The organism is Micromonospora vulcania (genome assembly GCF_042658605.1).
Lineage (GTDB): Bacteria > Actinomycetota > Actinomycetes > Mycobacteriales > Micromonosporaceae > Micromonospora > Micromonospora vulcania.
On sequence record NZ_JBHSQS010000011.1, the window covers coordinates 254,509 to 273,637 of the forward strand.

Consider the following 19,129-nt stretch of genomic DNA (forward strand, 5'->3'; position numbering starts at 1 on the left):
AGGGCCCCCTGTTAACGCGTGGCGTTGTACAGGGGGCCCTTCCTAACACGTGTCGCGGATCAGTGGGCACCAGCGCCGGTGAGGGCGCGCACCTCCAGCTCCGCGTACTTCTCCTCGTCGTGCTCCTTGGAGACCAAGGTGCCGATCCATCCGCACAGGAAGCCGAACGGAATGGAGAGGATGCCCGGGTTGGACAGCGGGAACCACTGCCAGTCGTGATCCGGGAACATCGAGGTCGCCGCACCGGAGACCACCGGCGAGAAGAACACCAGCAGTACGGCCGAGAGCAGCCCACCGTAGATCGCCCACACCGCGCCGGAGGTGTTGAACCGCCGCCAGAACAGGCTGTAGAGGATCGCCGGCAGGTTGCCCGAAGCGGCCACCGCGAACGCCAGTGCCACCAGGAACGCCACGTTCAGGTTCTGCGCGTAGATCGACAACAGGATGGAGATGGCACCGATGACCAGGGCGGAGATGCGGGCGACCCGTACCTCCTGCCGCTCCGACGCTTCACCCTTCTTGAGGACGTTGGCGTAGAAGTCGTGCGCCAGGCTGGACGACGAGGCCAGCGTCAAGCCGGCCACCACCGCCAGGATCGTGGCGAACGCGACCGCCGCGATGATCGCCAGCAGGGCCGCTCCGCCCAGGTCGCCGCCGAAGAAGTCGATGCCGAGCGCTTCGGCCAACTGTGGCGCGGCGGTGTTGCCGGCCTTGTCCTGTTCGGTGATCGCCTTGCTCCCGACCAGCGCCGCAGCGCCGAAGCCGAGGGCCAGGGTGAGCAGGTAGAACGTGCCGATGATGCCGATCGCCCAGAGCACGCTCTTGCGGGCCGCCTTGGCGGTGGGCACCGTGTAGAAGCGGATCAGGATGTGCGGCAGGCCGGCGGTGCCGAGCACCAGGGCGATGCCGAGGGAGAGCAGGTCGACCTTGTTGTAGAAGGTCTGTGTCGCGTTGCCGGCGACCTCGACGCCGTACCGAAGCCCGGGTTCGAGGAACGCGCTGCCCTTGCCGGACGACGCGGCGGCGTCGCCGAGCAGCGACGACAGGTTGAACTTGTACTTGGCGAGCACCAGCAGGGTCATCAGCAGCGCGCCGGTCATCAGCAGGAACGCCTTGACGATCTGGACGTAGGTGGTGCCCTTCATGCCACCGACGGTCACGTAGATGATCATCAGAGCGCCGACCATGATGATGGTGGCGACCTTGGCGGTGGCCGCGTCCATGCCCAGGAAGGTCGTCCCGGGCCGGATGCCGAGCAGCAGCGCCACCAGCGCGCCGGCGCCCACCATCTGGGCCAGCAGGTAGAAGATCGACACCGTGATGGTGGAGACCGCCGCCGCCGTACGCACCGGACGCTGGCGCATCCGGAAGGCCAGCACGTCCGCCATCGTGTAGCGGCCGGAGTTGCGCAGCAGCTCCGCGACCAGCAGCAGGGCCACCAACCAGGCGACCAGGAAGCCGATCGAGTAGAGGAAGCCGTCGTAGCCGTAGAGCGCGATGATGCCGGCGATGCCGAGGAAGGAGGCGGCCGACATGTAGTCGCCGCCGATCGCCATGCCGTTCTGGAAGCCGGAGAAGGACCGGCCACCGGCGTAGAAGTCGGTCGCCGTCTTGGTCTGCCGGCTGGCCCAGATGGTGATGGCCAGGGTCACCGCCACGAAGACCAGGAAGAGCGTGATGGTCAGGTTGCGGGCGGTGTGGTTGCCCGCTTCAGCCGCGAGGACCATTCTCATGGGTCACCTCCCCGATCTCGGCACGGATCCGGTCGGCGACCGGGTCGATCTTCCGGTCCGCGTACCGCGAGTAGAGCCAGGCGATCACGAACGTGGAGACGAACTGGAGCAGGCCGAAGACCAGCGCGATGTTGATGTTGCTGCCGAAGAGCTTCGTGCCCATGAAGTCCCGGGCGTACGCGGAGAGAATGACGTAGAGCGCATACCACAGGAAGAACGCGACGGTCATCGGGAAGACAAAGCCGCGCAGCGCACGCCGCAGCCCGGCGAACTCGTCCGACCGTTGCACGGCCAGGTACTTGTCCGGCTGGGAAGCGGTCGGGGCGGGTGTGTCCGTGGACATCTGTGGATCACCACCTTCACAGGCGTCGGGGGAGTTTCGCGCACCGTAGAGAGCACGCTCCCCGCCGGGGAAGGCCGAGATCGACGCCGGTCGCCGAGTGCGCCGAGCGGTTGGTTGGCTGCGCCGAGTGACCCAGATCACCCCGGTGACCGGTCGGGCGGTACGGGTCGACCGCTCAGCCTGGCAGCTCGTGGTAGCGACCGCGGTAATACAGCAGAGGTGTGCTCTCCTCGGCCAGGTCGACCGCCTCGATGGTGGCCTCCACCAGCAGGCCCCATCCGTACTCCCGGGCGGTGTCCAGCCGACACCCGGCCCAACCGCCGGCATCGGCCGGCACCGGGCCGTACGGGGTGTCGGTCCACGTGCCGGTGGCGAAGAGCCCACCCGGGGCGGGGAAGAGGCCGGCGAACCGGTCGGCGAGTTGCCGGTGCGGCGGGCCGAGCGGCGCGACGGCGAAACGGCCGGCCTCCTCGACCGCCGCCCAGAGGTCCGACTCCGGGTCGATGAGCCCGAGCAGCCGATCCGGCTCGCCCTCGGCCACCAGAGTGGACGAGACGGTCAGCCCGGCGGGGCCGGGTGCCGTCCAGAGCGTCACCGGCGCGGCGAGTCGACCGCGCAGTCGGCGTACCGGCGACCGGTGCCCGGCCGGCACCGCGAACGGATCGGTGTGGTGGATCTCGGCACCCGGCTCATGATTCACGTGAAACATTGTGACCCCGCTGTCCCGGTCCGAGGACCCGGCCGGCGAAGGTCCGGACCAGGGCGGCCACCTCGTCCGCCCGCGTGTCGAGTGCGAAGTGACCGCCGTCCAGCAGGTGCACCTCCGCCCCCGGAACATCGGACCGGTACGCCGCTGGCTCGCTGATCTCGAAGGACGTGTCGTGTCGACCCCAGACGACCAGCAGTGGCGGTTGGGTCCGCTGGAGCCACTCCTGCCAGACCGGGTACGAGGCGACGTTGGTCCGGTAGTCGTACATCAGGTCCAGTTGGATCTCGATCTCCCCGGGGCGACTGAGGAAGGCGTGTTCGTCGGCCCACAGGTCGGGGTCGTACAACTCGGGGTCGGGATCGTCGCCGACGTGCCGCTTACGGGTCGCCGCCATCGAGAGGATGTTTTCCCGGATCGCCGCCTCGTGCCCGGCCCGGTCCTGCCAGAAGGCTCGGCGGGTCGCCCAGAGTGGTCCCAGTCCCGTGTCGTGGGCGACCGCGTTCTGCACGACGAGGCCGTGTAGCCGGCCCGGATCCGCGAGGGCCATCCGGAACCCCACCGGGCCGCCGTAGTCCTGAACGTAGAGCAGGTACTGCTCGGCGCCGACGGCCGCGGCGAAGCTCGACATCGTGGCGGCGATGCGGTCGAACGTGTACGGGTAACTGGCCGGGCTCGGGGCGTCGCTGTGCCCGAACCCCGGATAGTCCGGCGCGATCAACCGGAACTGGTCGGCGAGTCGGTCGAGCAGCGGTTCGAACATTCGCGACGAGGACGGGAAGCCGTGCAGGAGCAGCAGCACCGGTGCGTTGGGCGGGCCGGCCTCCCGGTAGAAGACGGAGAGGCCGTCGACGAGCGTGCTGCGATAGCGGGTGTGACCGCTCATGTCGACTGCCCCCTGTCCCGACTGATCGCACCATATCGGGCAGTCGAGGCGGCCTGCGGGCGTTCGGCCGGACGGCCCGCTCAGCGTCGTGGGGTGACCGTGGCCAGCAGCTCCGGCTGCCGTCGGTCCAGCACGTCACCGGCCAGGTACGCGCCGAGCAGCGCCGCGCCCAACCCGTACGCCACGCCGACCGGCAGCGCCAGCCAGAGCCAGGCGTCGCCGAGCAGCGCGGCGGCCACCACCATCGGCACCGCGGTCACCGCCGTGGTCAGCATCGCCAGCAGGGTGAGCAGGCCCTTCGCCACACCAGCGCCACTGTTCATGGCGAACGGGTTGCTCGTCTCCGGCAGCGCGTACGCGCCGAGCACCGAGATGAAGCTGTTGATCGCCAACCCGGTGCCGTAGGTGGCGAGCAGGCTGCCGACCGTCAGCCCGATCCAACCCGGCCGGCCGAGCACCACCGACAGCACCACCGCGACGACCGCCAGCATCGGCAGCACGTACAGCGAGAAGGCGGCCATCCGCGCGCGCAGCTCCACCCGGCCGGGGATTCCGGCCACCACGTTCGCGGCGTACGCGCTGCCGTCGAAACCGAACTGGTTGGCCAGGGTGACCGAGGCGAGCACCCCGACGAAGAGCATGGAGAGGGTGATCAGGACGGGTGAGCTGTCGGCGGAACCCGTCGTCGGGCCCTGCCCGTTGTCGACCGTGAAGCCGGTGCCGCCGAAGTTGACCAGCGCCGGCACGAAGATGCCGACCACCGCGATCGTGATCAGGTTGGCCCGGCGACGGGCGTCCCGCCACCAGTAGCGGGCCTCCCGGGCGACCAGCGCACCGAACTGGTCCCGACGCACCCAGCCGGTCAGCCGGGGAAACAGTTGGGCGACCGCCCCGCCGGTGGCACCCCGCCGCACCGGGGCCGGGCCGGCGCTCACCGCCCCCACCATCGCCGACTCCAGCGACCGGGACCACCACGCCAGCAGAGCCCCGAGCGCCACCAGCGTGATCAGTAGCTTGACCGGCGCGGCCCAGACCCGTCCCTGTGCGACGTCGACGCCGACGGTCCACGGTGCACCGAACGGTGTCCAACCGAGCACGGTCGCCACACCCGTCAACCGGGTCCAGTCCATCTCGCGCAGCGCGGCCAGGCCGAAGACCTGCAACGGGCCGAGCAGCGCGGCGGCCACCGCCAGCAGCACGGCCGCCAGGTCGCGCACCCGGCGGGACCGCAGCATGGTGGCGAAGGCGCTGGTTACCGCACGACTCGCGGCCACGCAGAGCAGTAGCCCGCCGAGCACGCCCACGGCCGCCACCAGCCCTGCGGACCAGCCGCCCAGCACCCAGGCGGTGAGCACCAGCCCGGACGATGCGATCAGCACCGCCACCACCGGCACGCTGATCAGGGCCGCGGCGAACAGACCGGCGAGCAGCGTGCGGCGGGGTAGCGGCAGTAGTGCGAAGCGGGCCGGGTCCAGCGTCTCGTCCACCCCGAAGAAGACCAGGGGGAGCAGCAGCCAACCGAGCAGCAGCGCCCCGCCACCGGCCCCAGCGATCAGCACCGCGTAGCGGCCATCGCCGGCGAGGCCGGGCGCGGCGAAGAGGAAGAAACCGCTGATCGCGAACCAGAGCCCGACCAGGGCGCCGCCGAGGAACAACGCGATCCGCCAGCCCTGGCCTCGGAAGTTGTTGCCCATCACCCGCAGCTTCAGCCGCATGAAGTGCCGGGCGGAAACGGCGCGGACCGGCTCGGCCGGTGTGGCGACGGCGCTCACCGGGAGAGCCACGACAGCTCCTCACCGGTTGCGGTGCGCCCGCCGACCACCTCGACGAAGACCTGCTCCAGGGAACGCTCGCCGCGGACCTCGGCGAGCGTGCCGACCCGCTTGATGACGCCCCCGGCGAGGATCGCCACGTGCGAGCAGAGCCGCTCGACGACCTCCATCACGTGGCTGGAGAAGACCACCGTGCCGCCGCCCGCCGCGTACCGGGTGAGGATGTCCCGGATCAGCGCGGCGGAGACGGGGTCGACCGCCTCGAACGGCTCGTCCAGCACCAGCAGCCGGGGGCCGTGCAACAGCGCGCAGGCCAGGCCGATCTTCTTCTTCATACCCGCCGAGTAGTCCACCACCAGCGTCCGGCCGGCGTCGCCGAGCGCCAGCACGTCCAACAGCTCCGCGGCCCGCTGGTCGACCACCGCCGGGTCCATCCCACGCAACAATCCGTGGTACGCGAGCAGCTCCGCCCCGGTCAGCCGGTCGAACAGGCGGACCCCGTCGGGCATCACGCCGAGCAGCCGCTTGGCGGTGACCGGGTCCCGCCACACGTCGGTGCCGAGCACCCAGGCCGAGCCGGCGTCCGGCCGCAGCAGGCCCACCGCCATCGACAGGGTGGTGGTCTTGCCGGCACCGTTCGGCCCGAGCAGGCCGTAGAAGGAGCCGGCCGGGACGTCCAGGTCGACGCCGGCCACCGCGATGGTGCCGTCGAACCGCTTTGCCAGGCCACGCAGCGCGAGCGCGGGGTGCTCACCAGTCATATGGCGACGTTAACCGTCAATCGCCAGTTTCGCGCTCCGCCGCAGGGTGGACCCGTTCTCACAGACGGAGCGACTCGGGCGTGTGCAGGCGGAGCATGGTGGCACCCACGTCGGTCGGCGTTCGGCGGCGGGTCGCCACCGACACCGCCACCATCACGGTGAAGGCCAGTGGCACCGTCCAGGCGGCCGGCTGCGCGATGAGCGTTGCCGGCCAGCCGGACAGCGGTGGGCCGAGCACGGTGACCAGCACCGCGCCGATCGCCGCGCCCCCGCCGACCAGCACCCCTGCCGCGGCGCCCAGGTCGGTCAGCCCGCGCCACCAGATGCCGAGCACCAGCAGCGGGCAGAAGCTCGACGCGGCCACCGCGAAGGCCAGGCCGACCACCTGGGACACGTCCAGCCCGGAGACGTTGAGTGCCAGCACCGCCGGCACCCCACCCGCGATGACCGTGGCCAGCCGGAAGCCGCGTACCGAGCCCCGGCCGAGCACGTCCGTCGAGATCACCCCGGCGACGCTGGTCAGCAGACCGGACGAGGTGGAGAGGAAGGCCGCGAACGCGCCGGCCGCGACCAGTGCGGCCAGCAGCCGCCCGGCCAGTCCGTCGCCGAGGGCCGCTCCGGGCAGCAGCACCACCACCGCATCGGTCTGCCCGCTGACCAGCAGTTGCGGGGTATAGATCCGGCCGAGCACCCCGTACAGGGTCGGTAGCAGGTAGAACGCGCCGACCAGGGCCAGCACGACCAGCGTGGTCCGGCGGGCCGCCGCGCCGTCGGGATTGGTGTAGAAGCGGACCAGCACGTGCGGCAGCCCCATGGTGCCCAGGAAGGTGGCCAGGATCAGCGAGTACGTGGCGAACAGACCTCGGTCGTCGTCACCGGCGGTGCTGGGTAGCAGCCAGTCGCTCGCGTCGGTGGCCACTCCGGACACCTCCGGCACCGGATCACCGGCGGCGAAGGTCAATTCGTCGCCGGGGCGTACCTCTCGGATGTCGCCGTCGGGCAGGGTGAGGGTCGCGCGGTGCTCGACCACGACGGTGGTCGCGGCCCGGAACGTCGGCCCGTCGGGCGGGGTCACCGCCGGCCGGGCGTCGGCCTGCCACTGCAACGCCAGGAAGATCGCCGGTACGGCGAGCGCGGTCAGCTTGAGCCAGTACTGGAACGCCTGGACGAAGGTGATCGCCCGCATCCCGCCGAGCGCCACGTTCGCGGTCACGACGGCCGCCACCAGCAGAGCACCGATCGGGTACGGGGAGCCGGCCACCGTGGCCAGGGTGAGCCCGGCGCCCTGGAGCTGCGGCACCAGGTAGAGCCAACCGATGAAGATCACGAAAGCGGTGGCCAGGATCCGCAGCCGGCGGGAGCCCAGCCGCAGCTCGCAGAAGTCGGGCAGGGTGAACGCGCCGGAGCGGCGCAGCGGCGCGGCCACGAAGAGCAGCAGGGCCAGGTACCCGGCGGCGAATCCGACCGGGTACCAGAGCACGTCCACGCCGTACTTGAGGATCAGGCCCGCGACGCCGAGGAAGCTCGCCGCCGACAGGTACTCCCCGCCGATGGCGGCGGCGTTCCAGGTCGGGCTGATCGCCCGGGAGGCGACCAGGAAGTCGGAGGTCGTCCGGGCCAGCCGCAGCCCGTAGAACCCGATCCCGACGGTGACCAGGGTGACCGCGACGATGGCCGGGACCACGTAGTCGTTGGCCACCTCAGCGCTCCGGCCGCTGCACCAGGTCGGTGAAGTCCTGCTCGTTGCGCTCGGCCAACCGCACGTACGCCCATCCGACCGCGATCAGGAACGGGAAGGAGACCACACCGAGCAGCAGCCAGGGCAGGTTGACCCCGGCCACGGTGGTCCGGCCGAGCGACGGTGCGATGGCGAACAGCCAGGGCAGCCCGCCGAGCCCGATGGCCACCACCAGCGAGAGCCGCACCGCCAGCGCGAGCTGCGCCCGGACCAGACCGCGGACCAGCGCCTCGCCGACCTGGGTCTGCTGGGCCAGTTCGGCGCGGGTCCGCTCGGTGCGGCTGTCCCGTCGGGTGATCTCGGCCAGCACGATCCGGGCCCGCCGGGGCGGCGGTACCGTACCGCCCGTGCCCACGTCGGGGAGTTGCTCGGCCACCCCGGCAGTCTTGCCCGCCCTGCGGGATTGTCAAGCGTCACGCTCACCGGTGCCAGAAGTCGGAACAGTCCGGCACCCCGAGGATCGCCGACGTCTTCGCCAGCTCCCGACGGGCCCGCTCCCGGCTGAGGTTCGCCGCCCAGAGACCGTCCTGCGGCAGCTCGGACGTCATCTCCCGGAGCGCGCACGCCCGCAGTGGCGCGGGTAGCCGGTCCAGTGCCGGTACGGCGTCGGCCGACAGCCCGGACAGGTAGATGACGTCCAGTCGGCTGGTCTCCAGGTAGCGGTCGACGTTCCGCTCGGCGATCAGCCGGTCCGGGTTGACCAGCGCCAACCCGAGCAGCGCCAGCACTGCCGTACCCACGACCAGCCGGGGCAGCCACTCGGCCCGCAGCCGCACCACGGCCACCCCGACCAGGACGAAGAGCAGTCCGAGCCAGAGTTCGACGGCGGCCACGACGAGCCGGAGTCGGGTGGCACCGTACGCGTCGGCGTAGACCTGCATCCGGTAGAGCGCGGAGGCGACGACGACCAGGCTGAGCGCGGCGAGCGTACCGAGCAGGACGCGGACCAGCAGCCGGTCGGCCCGGGTCGCCCGGGGTGCCCGGCGAGCGGCGATCGCGATCACCAGCAGGGTGAGCGCGGTGACGACGAGCAGCTGCCAGAAGCCACTGCGGGCGTACTCGGCGTAGGTGAGTCCCGCCGTGCGCAGCACGTGCTTCTCGCCGCCGAAGAACACCGTGAGCTGGACCGTCACGAAGGCGGCGAACAGGGCGTCGAGCAGCGCCAACGGCAGGCTCCACTCCAGCCGGTGCACCGGCCGGCCCGGCGTACGCACCAGGCCGTCCAGGTCGGGCGGGCGGTTGACCAGGTACGCCGAGCCGAGCAGGAGCAGGCCGAGCAGGAGCAGGCGTGTCACCCAGCCGAACGCCCTGCCCGCCGCCAGCTCGGGCAGCAGCCCGGCGACCAGGTCGGCGAAGACCGCGTCGGCGGAGGAGAAGAGCAGACCGAACAGCACCAGCAGGACAGCCGAGACCGCGAGGCTGGTCAGGATCCGTCCGATCCCGGGACCGGCCGGGCGGGTCCGGCGTAGCCCTCGTACCGTCCAGGGGAGGGCCCGTGCCGCGGCGGCCGGCGGCAGCGTCGCGGCCACCAACATTCCGATCGGGCTCCGCCCGCCGGTGATGGCGAGCGCCGCGGTGACCGCGGCGGCGAGCAGACAGAGCACGAAGAGCCAACCGGCGGCCCGGACCGTGCCGACCGCGACCAGCGCGATGGTCGCCGCAGCCCAGGCCACTCGCATCGCCCGCCCCGGTACCCCCGTGGCATCGGGACGGACGGTCGCTGGCCGCTCGGCCGTAGCCGGCGTGGCGGTCGCGGTCGGTACGGTCCCGGCCGGCTCGGCCGCGACAGTCGTGGCTGGCGAGGTTGGGCCGGCTGGCTTGGCTGCGGCGGTCTTGGCTGGGTCGGTTGGCGTGGCTGGCTCGGCTGCGGCGGTCGTGGCCGGGGAGGCTGGGCCACCGGGTGCGTCGCCCAAGCTGGTCCGGGCGGGGGTGTCTGCAACCGGGAACGCCCCGCGCCGAGTGGCGTCGGCGGTGATCAGCGCGGCGGCGGCAACCAGCGCGGCCACCAGCCAACCGACGCCGGGACGGGTCATCGGCAAGGTCGACGCACCGATGACCGCCGCAGCCGTGACCGCGGCCAGGACCAGCGGGTGGGCGGGGCCGGACGGCCCCGGCCAGCGTCGTTCGAGCAGCGAGGGTGGCCGGGGCGTGGCCGGTGACAGAGGCCAGGGCTGGGGCCGACCAGCCGCCGGGACGGGTGCCGGGGCGGGGCCGAACCAGGGCTGGCCGGGCCTGCCGGGCGCGGGGGGTTGCGGGCCGCCGGCCGGTACGGGGGTGCTGCCGGTGCTGCTCATACGTCCTCTTCTCGGTGTGGCCCGCCGGTGGGGATGGTGACCTGGATGCGGCAGCCGGGCGCCGAGCCTCGGGCCCGTCCGGCCGGATCGAGTACGCGGATCCGGCCGCCGTGCAACTCGACGACCCACTGGGCGATGGCCAGGCCGAGGCCGGTCCCGCCGCCGGCCGATCGGTCGCCGCGGGTGAACCGCTCAAAAACCCGGGAGCGCTCCGCCGGTGGGATCCCCTGGCCCTCGTCGCTCACCTCGAAGTGGAGCTGGCCGGCATGCTGCTCGGCGCTCACCCGCACGACGCCACCGGGCGGGCTGTGCCGCGCCGCGTTGTCCAGCAGGTTCGCGAAGACCTGGTGCAGCCGCCACGGATCCGCGTGCACGGTCAGGGGCACCGCCAGCCTGCGGAGGCGGAAGTGCACGTCCAACCCGGCACCGGTGGTGCTCGCGGTGGCGTGCTCCACCGCCTCGTCGAGGAAGTCCCCCACGTCGATGCGGACCCGCCGCAGCGGAACCACCCCGGCGTCGAGGCGGGACAGGTCGAGCAGATCGGCGACGAGATGCCCGAGCCGCTCGGTCTGGTTCAGCGCGGCGCGAAGCGCCGCCGGTTCGGGCTCGGCCACCCCGTCCACCATGTTCTCCAGCACGCCCTGCAACGCCGTGATCGGCGTACGCAGCTCGTGCGAGACATTGGCGATGAGCTCGCGTCGGCGCTGGTCCGCGGCGTGCAGGTCCTCGGCCATCTTGTTGAACGCCTGGGCCAGCTCGCCGACCTCGTCCTGGGAGGTGGCCCGGACCCGACGCGTGTAGTCGCCCCGGGCCATCGCCCCGGCGGCCGCCGTCATCTCCCGCAGCGGCGAGGTCATCCCGTGGGCGAGCACCTGCGAGGTGAGCAGGGCGACGGCGATGGCGGTCGCCGAGGTCACCGGCGGTGGCCAGCCGATGCCGTACGAGAAGTAGGCCAGACCGGCGGCGCCGGAGGCGACCAGCAGTACGCCCAGCTTCAGCTTGATGGAGCGCACCGGGTCAAGCGGGCGGGGCAGCAGCTCCAGCACCCGGTCCAGACGGGCGAGCAGAGCGGCGGTCACGCCGGCACCTCCAGGGCGTAGCCGACGCCGTGCACGGTGCGGATGAGGTCGGAGCCCAGCTTCCGGCGCAGCGCCTTCACGTGGCTGTCCACTGTGCGGGTCCCGCTCCCGTCAGCCCATCCCCAGACGTCGGCGAGCAGCCGCTCCCGAGGTAGCACCGTGCGGGGGCGCCCGGCGAGGTGCACCAGCAGGTCGAATTCGGTCGGCGTGAGGTGGACGTCCGCGCCGGCCCGACGGACCCGTCGTTCCGCCTCGTTGATCTCGATGTCGCCGAGGCGGATGGCGGGCGGTACGGGCGCGGCTGCCCGCTCCACCCGCCGGAGCAGGACATGCACCCGGGCGGCCAGTTCCCGCATCGAGAACGGCTTGGTGAGGTAGTCGTCCGCGCCGACAGCGAGCCCCACCAGCAGGTCGGTCTCGTCGTCCCGGGCGGTGAGCATCAGGACCGGCACCGGCCGGTCGGCCTGGATCCGCCGACACACCTCCAGGCCGTCGAAGCCGGGCAGCATCACGTCGAGGACGACGAGATCCGGCTGTCCGCTTCGGAACTGCTCGACCGCGCTGGGACCGTCCGCTGCGATATCCACCGCGAATCCCTCGGCGCGCAGTCGGGCGGCGACCGACTCGGCGATGGTCCGTTCGTCCTCGACCACCAGTACCCGGCGTTCCTTCATGGGCCATGACTGTAGGGAGCCGGCGTGGAGATCAGTGGGTGGCGTTGTGAATAACCTGTGGAGAACGCTTCACCCTTGTGGATAACCGGTGGGCCGCCGGTGCGGGCCTCGCCGGGCGGCCCGCACCGGCGCCGTCGTCACTCCAGCCCGACGCGTTCCGGGCGGGCCGACGCGGAGCCGAGCCAGGTGTGCGGGTTGCCGTACCAGCACCAGCCCAGCTTCGGCGCGCCCTGGCTGATCCACAGCGCCGGCACACGCTTGTCGCCACAGCGGGAGCCGACCAGCGAGAAGCACCTGTTGCTGGCCAGCGCGGCGGGGTAGAGCGTGATGAACGCGAGCCCCTCGTCGATGGTGAGTGGCAGCCGGCCCTGGGCGGTCATCTCGTCCAGCGCCGTGGACGGGGCAAGGTTGCGGAACTCCTCACCGCGGTCGACGTCGAAGAGCAGGTACGCCGGACTCGCCGGCACCTCGAGTTCCTTGATCGGATCGAACGTCGGCAGGTCGTCCTCGCCGTAGTGCCGGTCGAGGAAGCCAGGCTTGCGCTTGCCGTCGAGCGTGGTGAGTGCCAGCCGCTGCTCGACCGTTGCCAGGTCGCGCGTGATGACCAGCAGGAACGGCACTCGGGCCTCGGTCGGTGCGGGCAGCCCGGCGGTGCCCGCGATCGCCGCCGCGCGGAGCGGGGCGACCAGCTCACGGAAGGCGGTCTCGGGCAGGTCGGCGAGCGCTGGGTAGCCCAGCTCCACCAGGCGGTCGAGCTGACGGTCGAATTCGGTGGCGGCGTCGAACACGGCGGGCTCCTTGTCGTCGTTCGCTCGTGGATACCGTACGACGTACGACAAGGCCGGGTTATTCCCGCCGCGCGATGCGACCCTGTTGAGCGACCACGCTGACGACCGCCGGGGCGGAGGCGGAGTCGACGAGCTGCGAAGGTGGAGCCGGACCTACCGGTTCCAGTCCTGCTTCGCCGCGCGGACCAGCTTGTCCTTCAGCTCCCGGGTGTGCCGCCGGCTCACCGGCAACTCGGTCGCGTCGATCACCACCACGTACCCGGAATTGACCAACCGCAGCTCCGCGATCAACTTCAACTGCACCAGGTACGACCGGTGCACGCGGACGAAGCCGGCGTCGGCCCACCGTTCGGCGAGCGTGGCCAGCGAGACCCGCACCAGGTGTGACCCCTCGGCGGTGTGCAACCGGGCGTAGTCCCCCTGCGCCTCCACCCAGCGCACCGCCGAGCGGGGCAGCATCCGGGTGGTGCCGGCCAACTCGATCGGGATGGTCGGGTCCTCCTCGGCCCGGGCCAGCGCCGCTGGATGCGACGGCACCACCCGAGAGCCGATCACCCGGCGCAGCGACTCGGCCAGCCGCTCGGCGCGGACCGGTTTGCGCACATAGTCGGTGGCCCCCAGGTCGAAGGCGTCCACCGCGCCGTCGTCGTACGCGGTGACGAAGACGATCGCCGGCGGCCGGGCGAACCGGCGCAGCACCCGGGCCAGCTCCATGCCGTCCAGTCCGGGCATCCGGATGTCCAGGAAGACCACGTCCACGTCGCCGTCACGGAGCAGGCGCAGAGCCTCGGTGGCGTCCCCGGCCGTGTGCAGCCGGGCCACCCGGGGATCGGCCCGCAGGTGGTACGCCAGCTCGTCGAGCGCCGGCGGCTCGTCGTCCACCGCCAGCACGCGGAGGAACCCGGTCGTCACGAGCCGGCCCGCACACCCGGGTGGAACTTCGGCACCCGCATGCTCACCTTGGTGCCCGAGCCCAACCCGGTCTCCACGACCAGGCCGAACCGGTCCCCGAAGACCGACCGCAGCCGCTCGTCGACGTTGGAGAGGCCGACGTGCTGGCCCGTGTCGTCGCCCGGGTCGCCAGTGCCGCGGGCCAGCTCGGCGATGCCGGCGGTCAGCGTGGTCGGATCCATTCCCACCCCGTCGTCCTCCACGGTGATGTGGCACTCGGCGCCCGCGTCCCGGGCCTCGATGCTCACCATGCCCGTGCCCGGCTTCCGCGACAACCCGTGCCGGACGGCGTTCTCCACCAACGGTTGCAGGCAGAGGAACGGCAGCGTCACCGGGAGCACCTCCGGGGCGATCTCCAACCGCACCTGCAACCGGTCGCCGAACCGGGCGCGCTCGATGGTCAGGTACCGGTCGATCGACCGCAGCTCCTCGGCCAGCGTGGTGAACTCCCCGTGCGCCCGAAACGAGTACCGGGTGAACTCCGCGAACTCCAGAATCAGCTCCCGGGCCCGCTCCGGGTCGGTGCGGACGAACGAGCCGATCGCGGTCAGCGCGTTGTAGATGAAGTGCGGGCTGATCTGCGCCCGCAGCGCCCGGATCTCGGCCCTGGCCAGCCGCTCCCGCGACGAGTCCAACTCGGCCAGGGCCAGTTGGTTGCCCGCCCAGTGCGCGGTCTCCAGGGTGGCCTGCACCAGCCCGGGTGCCGGCGGGCTGTCGGCGATCGCCACCAGCGCGCCGACGACCCGACCGTCCGCCCCGTGCAGTGGCGCGACCACCGCCCCCCGGACCGGGCAGTCGACCCGGTCGCAGTGCAGCTCCGACTCGCCGAGCACCGTCGAACGCCCGCTGGTCACCGCCCGCCGGGCCGCCGCGAGCAGTTGCTCGCCGTGGTGCGTGCCGCGCCCGTCGAGGGCGAGCAGTCGGTCGGCGTCGGTGAGCGCCAGCCCGGCCGCGCCCACCAGGGCACGCAGATGGCGTACGGCCTTCGCCGCGCCGGCCGCGCTCAGCCCCGCCCGCAGCGGCTCGGCGGCCAGCCCGGCGGTGTGCAGCACCTCGTAGGTGGCCCGTTGGGTGGCGGTGGCGATGCCGCGACGGGCACGCAGCCGCAGCACCGCCAACAGAGCTGCGGCCAGCGCGGTTACCAGCGAGACGACGCCGATGACGGCGGAGAGGTTGCCACCCACGCAGCGATCCTGGCCCCTGCGGGCCGGCGCGCCAAGCCCCTAGTACGCGCCCTTGCGGGCGAGCACCACTCCGACGGTGCGCCAGAGGATGCTCAGGTCGTACGCCAACGACCAGTTGTCGACGTAGTAGAGGTCCAGGCGGACCGCCTCGTCCCAGGACAGGTCGGAGCGGCCGGAGACCTGCCAGAGGCCGGTCATGCCGGGGCGGACCAGCAGCCGGCGGCGTACGTCACCGAGGAAGTCACCGTCGTCGGCCGGCAACGGGCGGGGCCCGACCAGCGACATCTCACCCCAGAGCACGTTGATCAGCTGCGGCAGCTCGTCCAGTGACGAGCCCCGCAAAAAGCGGCCCACCGCGAAGACCCGCGGGTCTTCCTTCATCTTGAAGAGCATGCCGTCGGTCTCGTTCCGGTCGACCAGGCTGGCCAGTCGATCCTCGGCGTCGACGTACATCGTCCGGAACTTCCACACCCGGAACGTGCGCCCCTCGTGCCCGACCCGGGGCTGGCGGAAGAAGACCGGCCCGGGGTCGGAGATCCGGATGGCCACGGCGATGGCCAGGAAGAGTGGAATCAGCAGCAGCAGGCCGAGGCCGGCGGCGACCCGGTCCATCAGGTTCTTGGCCAGCAGCGCCGGCCCGGAGAGGGTCGGCTCCTCGACGTGCAGCAGAGGCAGGCCCTCGATGGGTCGGATGTGCACCCGGGGGCCGGCGATGTCGGTCAGCTGCGGTGCGACCACCAGGTCGACGCCCGAGCCCTCCAACTGCCAGGCCAGTCGACGCAGCTCGCCCGGTTCGGCGCTGGCCGACCCGCAGACCGCGATGGTGTCCCCACCGACCTCGCGGACCAGGGCCAGGACGTCGCGGCCGGCGTACACCGGCACCGGGGTCGGCAGTCCCCGGGCCGCCGCGTAGCCGTCGGTGATGTGGATGGCGACCGGCATCAGCCCGGCGTTCGGGCTGCGGGTGACCGCCGCGTAGACCTCCAGGCACTCCGGCAGGGTGCCCACCAGCACCATCCGATGCGCGGCCTGACCGGCCCGCCGACGGATGTAGTGCAGGGCCCAGCGGGCCACGAAACGACCCCAGAGGATCAGCACGGTGGCGCCGACCAGCGCCGTGCCGACGGTGTACCGGGACAGCTGGGTGACCGTGGCGAAGGCGAGGAAGGAGACGCTCGCGGCGACCGTCACCGAGGCCCGGATCACCCGCTTGAACTCGTCCGGCCCGAGCCCCAGATAGCGCCGGTCGTAGGCCCGGTTGCTCCAGAGGATGACCACCCAGCCGAGCGGGAGCAGCAGGTAGGAGATGGTGTGGAACCAGGTCGGATCCTGGTTGGTGCCGGAGAAGCCGGAGGCGGCCTGGTCGAAGAGCTGGACGGCGATCCAGCTGGCGAAGGCCGCCGCACCGAAGTCGAGCAGCAGGAGCACGGCGGTGTAGGGCCGGTGCCAGCGGGAGACGCGGCGCCGGGCCCTGGCCCATGCCGACCGGGGTACGCCATTGTGCGACGGCGGCGTCGGCGGCTGGATCTCGAAGCTGTCGACGTGCCGCACGAGTCTGCTCCGGCCTTCGTTGGATACCGGGCGCTGGAGGCTTGCCGTCACCTCACCCATGTCCTCCCGCATGACGCGTGCCGCTCACTCGCAGTGAGGGCCCGGGTCGCCCACCGTCCCAGTCTCCCACGGGGCTCCGACCGGTCGCCGCCCCGTAGGAGATTGGCGCCCGATGGTGCCGGCGAGATCTGGCCGGCTCCGTACCATTTCAGAAGCCGGGGACCGGGCCACTATACCGATGGATGCACGGCTGGCGAGAACGGTGGACCGGAGCATCCGCTCAGTCGGGCCGATTCCGCTCCGTAATCGGCGAGTGTGCTTACTCACCGTACGAGACGGGACAACCGTCGGTCAGCGAGCGGCTTGCCGCCGGTCTGACAGGTCGGGCAGTACTGCAGGCTGGAATCGGCGAACGAGACCTCCCGTACGGTGTCCCCGCACACCGGGCAGGGCAGCCCGGTACGCGCGTGCACCTTCAACCCGGAGCGTTTCTCGCCCTTCAGCTCCGCCGCCCGCTGGCCGAGGGACCGCTCGACCGCGTCGCCGAGCACCTGCCGGGTGGCCGCGTGCAGGGCGGCCAGCTCGGCGTCGGAGAGCCGGTCGGTGATCGCGAACGGGGACAGCTTCGCCGCGTGCAGGATCTCGTCGGAGTACGCGTTGCCGATGCCGGACAGCACCGCCTGATCGGTCAGCACCCCCTTGACCTGCCCCCGCCGGCTACGCAGCCGCTCGGTGAAGGTGGGCAGGTCCGCAGCGAGCGCGTCGGGGCCCAGCTTGGCCACCCCGGGCACCGCCGCCGGGTCGCCGACGAGGTACGCCGCCAGCTTCTTCTGCGTACCGGCCTCGGTAAGGTCGAAGCCGGAGCCGTCGTCGAGGCGTACCCGTACCGCGATCGGCCCCTTGCCGGGGCGCAGCGGAGTGGTGGCCGGGAACGCCTCCCGGTAGTGCAGCCAGCCCGCGCGGGCCAGGTGGACCACCAGGTGCAGGTCACCCTCGACGAGCACGTCGAGGAACTTGCCGTGCCGGCGGGCGTCGACCACCGCCCGGCCGGCGACCGCGGTCGGAGCCGGGTCGTACGTCTTCAGGGCGCTGATCGCCGCGACCTCCAGCCGGTCGACCCGCCGCCCCACCGCGCGCTGCCGCAGGTAACCCGCGAGCGCCTCAACCTCCGGTAGTTCGGGCACCAGCCAACGGTAGCCTTCTTTCCCGTGAGAATCGTGGTGGCACACAACCGGTACCGGGAAGCCCAGCCCTCCGGCGAGAACACCATCGTCGACTCGGAGATCGCTCAGCTCACCGCCGCTGGCGTCGAGGTGTTGCCGTTCATCCGCAGCTCGGACGAGATCCCGTCGATGTCGAAGGCGGCGAAGGCGCTGCTGCCGATCTCGCCGATCTGGGCCCCGCGCGCCCAGCACGACCTGAGCCGGCTGCTCACCGAGCACCGGCCGGACGCTCTGCACCTGCACAACCCGTACCCCCTGCTGTCGCCCTGGGTGGTGCGGACCGCGCACCGGCACGGCGTGCCGGTGGTGCAGACGGTGCACAACTACCGGCAGGTCTGCTCCTCGGGGATCTACTTCCGGGACGGGGTGATCTGTCAGGATTGCAAGGGGCGGGCGCTGGGCGTGCCGGCGATCAAGCACCGCTGCTACCGCGACTCGGCCGCGCAGAGCGCGTTGATGGCGACCACCCTGGCCGTACACCGGGGCACCTGGCGGTCGGTGGATCGGTACATCGCGCTCACCTCGGCGATCGCCGACCACCTGCGCGAGTACGGCATTCCGGACGAACGGATCGTGGTGAAGCCGAACTCGGTGCCGGACCCGGGGCAGCCGGCGCCGCTCGGCGACGGGTTCCTCTACATGGCCCGGCTGAGCCCCGAGAAGGGCGTCGACCTGCTGCTGGACGCCTGGCGGCGGCATCCGGTGGGCGCGCTGGGCACGCTGCGGGTGGCCGGGGACGGTGAGCTGCGCCCGCTGGTGGAGGCCGCCGCCGCCGAGCGGCCCGACGTGGTCTACCTCGGTCAGCTCGACCGGGCGGGGGTGCGGGCGGCGGTCGAGGCGAGCGCCGTGGTGATCGCCGCCTCGATGTGGCACGACGTGCTGCCGACCGTGATCATCGAGGCGCTGGCCAGTGGGCGGCCGGTGCTCGGAACGGCCCTGGGTGGCATCCCGTACCTGGTCGGGGCCGATGCCCCGCACGAGCCCGCCGGCACCGGGCCGGCCGAGGTCGCCTCCGCCGTCGCCGGGGGTGGCTCCGGGAGCGGCGGGTCGGCCATGCCGGCCGGGATCGGTCTCGGCGAGGCCGGCTGGGTGGTCGCCCCGGAGCCAGCCGCGCTGGCCGCAGCCCTACCGGTGGCCCAAGCCGGCGCGCCCCTGCTGGCCCCAACCGCCCGCGCCCGCTACGAGCGAACCTTCCACCCCGACGTGGTCACCAAACAGCTAATCAACATCTACGCAAACCTCCCCCAGACCCCCCGCAACCCCTAAACCACCCACCCCGCCCCGCGTCCCCGCCCGCGCCCTCGCCCCGCGTCCCCGCGTCGCGCCCCGCGTCCCGCGTCCCGCGTCCCCAAGGCCCGCGTCGATCTAGGGCATATCGCTGCTAGTGGATCTCCAACAACTGCGATATGCCCTAGATCGACGCGGGCGGTGGGCGCGCGGGGGGCG

General features: G+C 72.0%; 16 protein-coding genes and 1 pseudogene. 1 reads left to right on the forward strand and 16 read right to left on the reverse strand.

Annotation, left to right across the window (positions count from 1 at the left end; translation table 11 throughout):
• Positions 1-59: 59 nt before the first annotated feature.
• The 16 genes and pseudogenes from ACFQGL_RS20425 to ACFQGL_RS20500 form a co-directional block, all read right to left on the reverse strand.
• Positions 60-1,733 (reverse strand): solute symporter family protein, encoded by a 1,674-nt coding sequence (locus tag ACFQGL_RS20425; RefSeq protein ID WP_377513770.1) that lies wholly within the window; start codon positions 1,731-1,733, stop codon positions 60-62.
• Positions 1,711-2,076, reverse strand: coding sequence for a DUF485 domain-containing protein (locus ACFQGL_RS20430; protein ID WP_377513771.1), 366 nt, complete (start codon positions 2,074-2,076; stop codon positions 1,711-1,713). Before ACFQGL_RS20430 ends, ACFQGL_RS20425 begins: the two co-directional genes overlap by 23 nt.
• A 175-nt stretch (positions 2,077-2,251) precedes the next feature.
• Positions 2,252-2,785 (reverse strand): annotated as a pseudogene (locus ACFQGL_RS20435) (flavin reductase family protein); the annotation flags it as partial.
• Positions 2,766-3,668 carry an alpha/beta fold hydrolase gene (locus ACFQGL_RS20440; protein WP_377513772.1) on the reverse strand — a complete coding sequence of 301 codons (903 nt, stop codon included), beginning with the start codon at positions 3,666-3,668 and terminating at the stop codon, positions 2,766-2,768. The pseudogene ACFQGL_RS20435 and the gene ACFQGL_RS20440, both read right to left, overlap by 20 nt.
• Before the next feature lie 80 nt (positions 3,669-3,748).
• Entirely contained in the window at positions 3,749-5,383 is a 1,635-nt protein-coding gene (locus tag ACFQGL_RS20445) for an ABC transporter permease (RefSeq protein ID WP_377513801.1), read from the reverse strand.
• A 53-nt stretch (positions 5,384-5,436) separates the two neighbouring features.
• Entirely contained in the window at positions 5,437-6,201 is a 765-nt protein-coding gene (locus ACFQGL_RS20450; RefSeq protein ID WP_377513773.1) for an ABC transporter ATP-binding protein, read from the reverse strand.
• A gap of 58 nt (positions 6,202-6,259) precedes the next feature.
• Positions 6,260-7,900 carry a sodium/solute symporter gene (locus ACFQGL_RS20455; protein WP_377513774.1) on the reverse strand — a complete coding sequence of 547 codons (1,641 nt, stop codon included), beginning with the start codon at positions 7,898-7,900 and terminating at the stop codon, positions 6,260-6,262.
• Between the two features lies 1 nt (position 7,901).
• Positions 7,902-8,315, reverse strand: a complete 414-nt coding sequence (locus tag ACFQGL_RS20460) for a DUF485 domain-containing protein (protein WP_377513775.1) — start codon at positions 8,313-8,315, stop codon at positions 7,902-7,904.
• 43 nt (positions 8,316-8,358) lie between these two features.
• A complete protein-coding gene (locus tag ACFQGL_RS20465; RefSeq protein WP_377513776.1) occupies positions 8,359-10,233 on the reverse strand; it encodes a DUF4153 domain-containing protein in 1,875 nt (624 codons plus the stop codon).
• The gene (locus ACFQGL_RS20470) at positions 10,230-11,312 is read right to left on the reverse strand and encodes a HAMP domain-containing sensor histidine kinase (RefSeq protein WP_377513777.1); all 1,083 of its coding nucleotides are present in this window, start codon (positions 11,310-11,312) and stop codon (positions 10,230-10,232) included. The genes ACFQGL_RS20465 and ACFQGL_RS20470 overlap by 4 nt, the downstream gene beginning before the upstream one ends.
• Positions 11,309-11,986, reverse strand: coding sequence for a response regulator transcription factor (locus ACFQGL_RS20475; protein WP_377513778.1), 678 nt, complete (start codon positions 11,984-11,986; stop codon positions 11,309-11,311). Before ACFQGL_RS20475 ends, ACFQGL_RS20470 begins: the two co-directional genes overlap by 4 nt.
• 137 nt (positions 11,987-12,123) lie before the next feature.
• On the reverse strand, positions 12,124-12,774 hold the full coding sequence (locus ACFQGL_RS20480; RefSeq protein ID WP_377513779.1) for a DUF5701 family protein: 651 nt from the start codon (positions 12,772-12,774) through the stop codon (positions 12,124-12,126).
• A gap of 153 nt (positions 12,775-12,927) precedes the next feature.
• Positions 12,928-13,686 (reverse strand): LytR/AlgR family response regulator transcription factor, encoded by a 759-nt coding sequence (locus ACFQGL_RS20485; protein WP_377513780.1) that lies wholly within the window; start codon positions 13,684-13,686, stop codon positions 12,928-12,930.
• Positions 13,683-14,909 (reverse strand): sensor histidine kinase, encoded by a 1,227-nt coding sequence (locus ACFQGL_RS20490; RefSeq protein ID WP_377513781.1) that lies wholly within the window; start codon positions 14,907-14,909, stop codon positions 13,683-13,685. Before ACFQGL_RS20490 ends, ACFQGL_RS20485 begins: the two co-directional genes overlap by 4 nt.
• Positions 14,910-14,948: 39 nt before the next feature.
• Entirely contained in the window at positions 14,949-16,520 is a 1,572-nt protein-coding gene (locus ACFQGL_RS20495) for a sugar transferase (protein ID WP_377513802.1), read from the reverse strand.
• Positions 16,521-16,783: 263 nt separating this feature from the next.
• The gene (locus ACFQGL_RS20500; protein WP_377513782.1) at positions 16,784-17,644 is read right to left on the reverse strand and encodes an Fpg/Nei family DNA glycosylase; all 861 of its coding nucleotides are present in this window, start codon (positions 17,642-17,644) and stop codon (positions 16,784-16,786) included.
• 24 nt (positions 17,645-17,668) lie between these two features.
• On the opposite strand from ACFQGL_RS20500, the gene ACFQGL_RS20505 reads away from it, so the two are divergent.
• The gene (locus ACFQGL_RS20505) at positions 17,669-18,949 is read left to right on the forward strand and encodes a glycosyltransferase family 4 protein (RefSeq protein ID WP_377513783.1); all 1,281 of its coding nucleotides are present in this window, start codon (positions 17,669-17,671) and stop codon (positions 18,947-18,949) included.
• Positions 18,950-19,129: the final 180 nt, after the last annotated feature.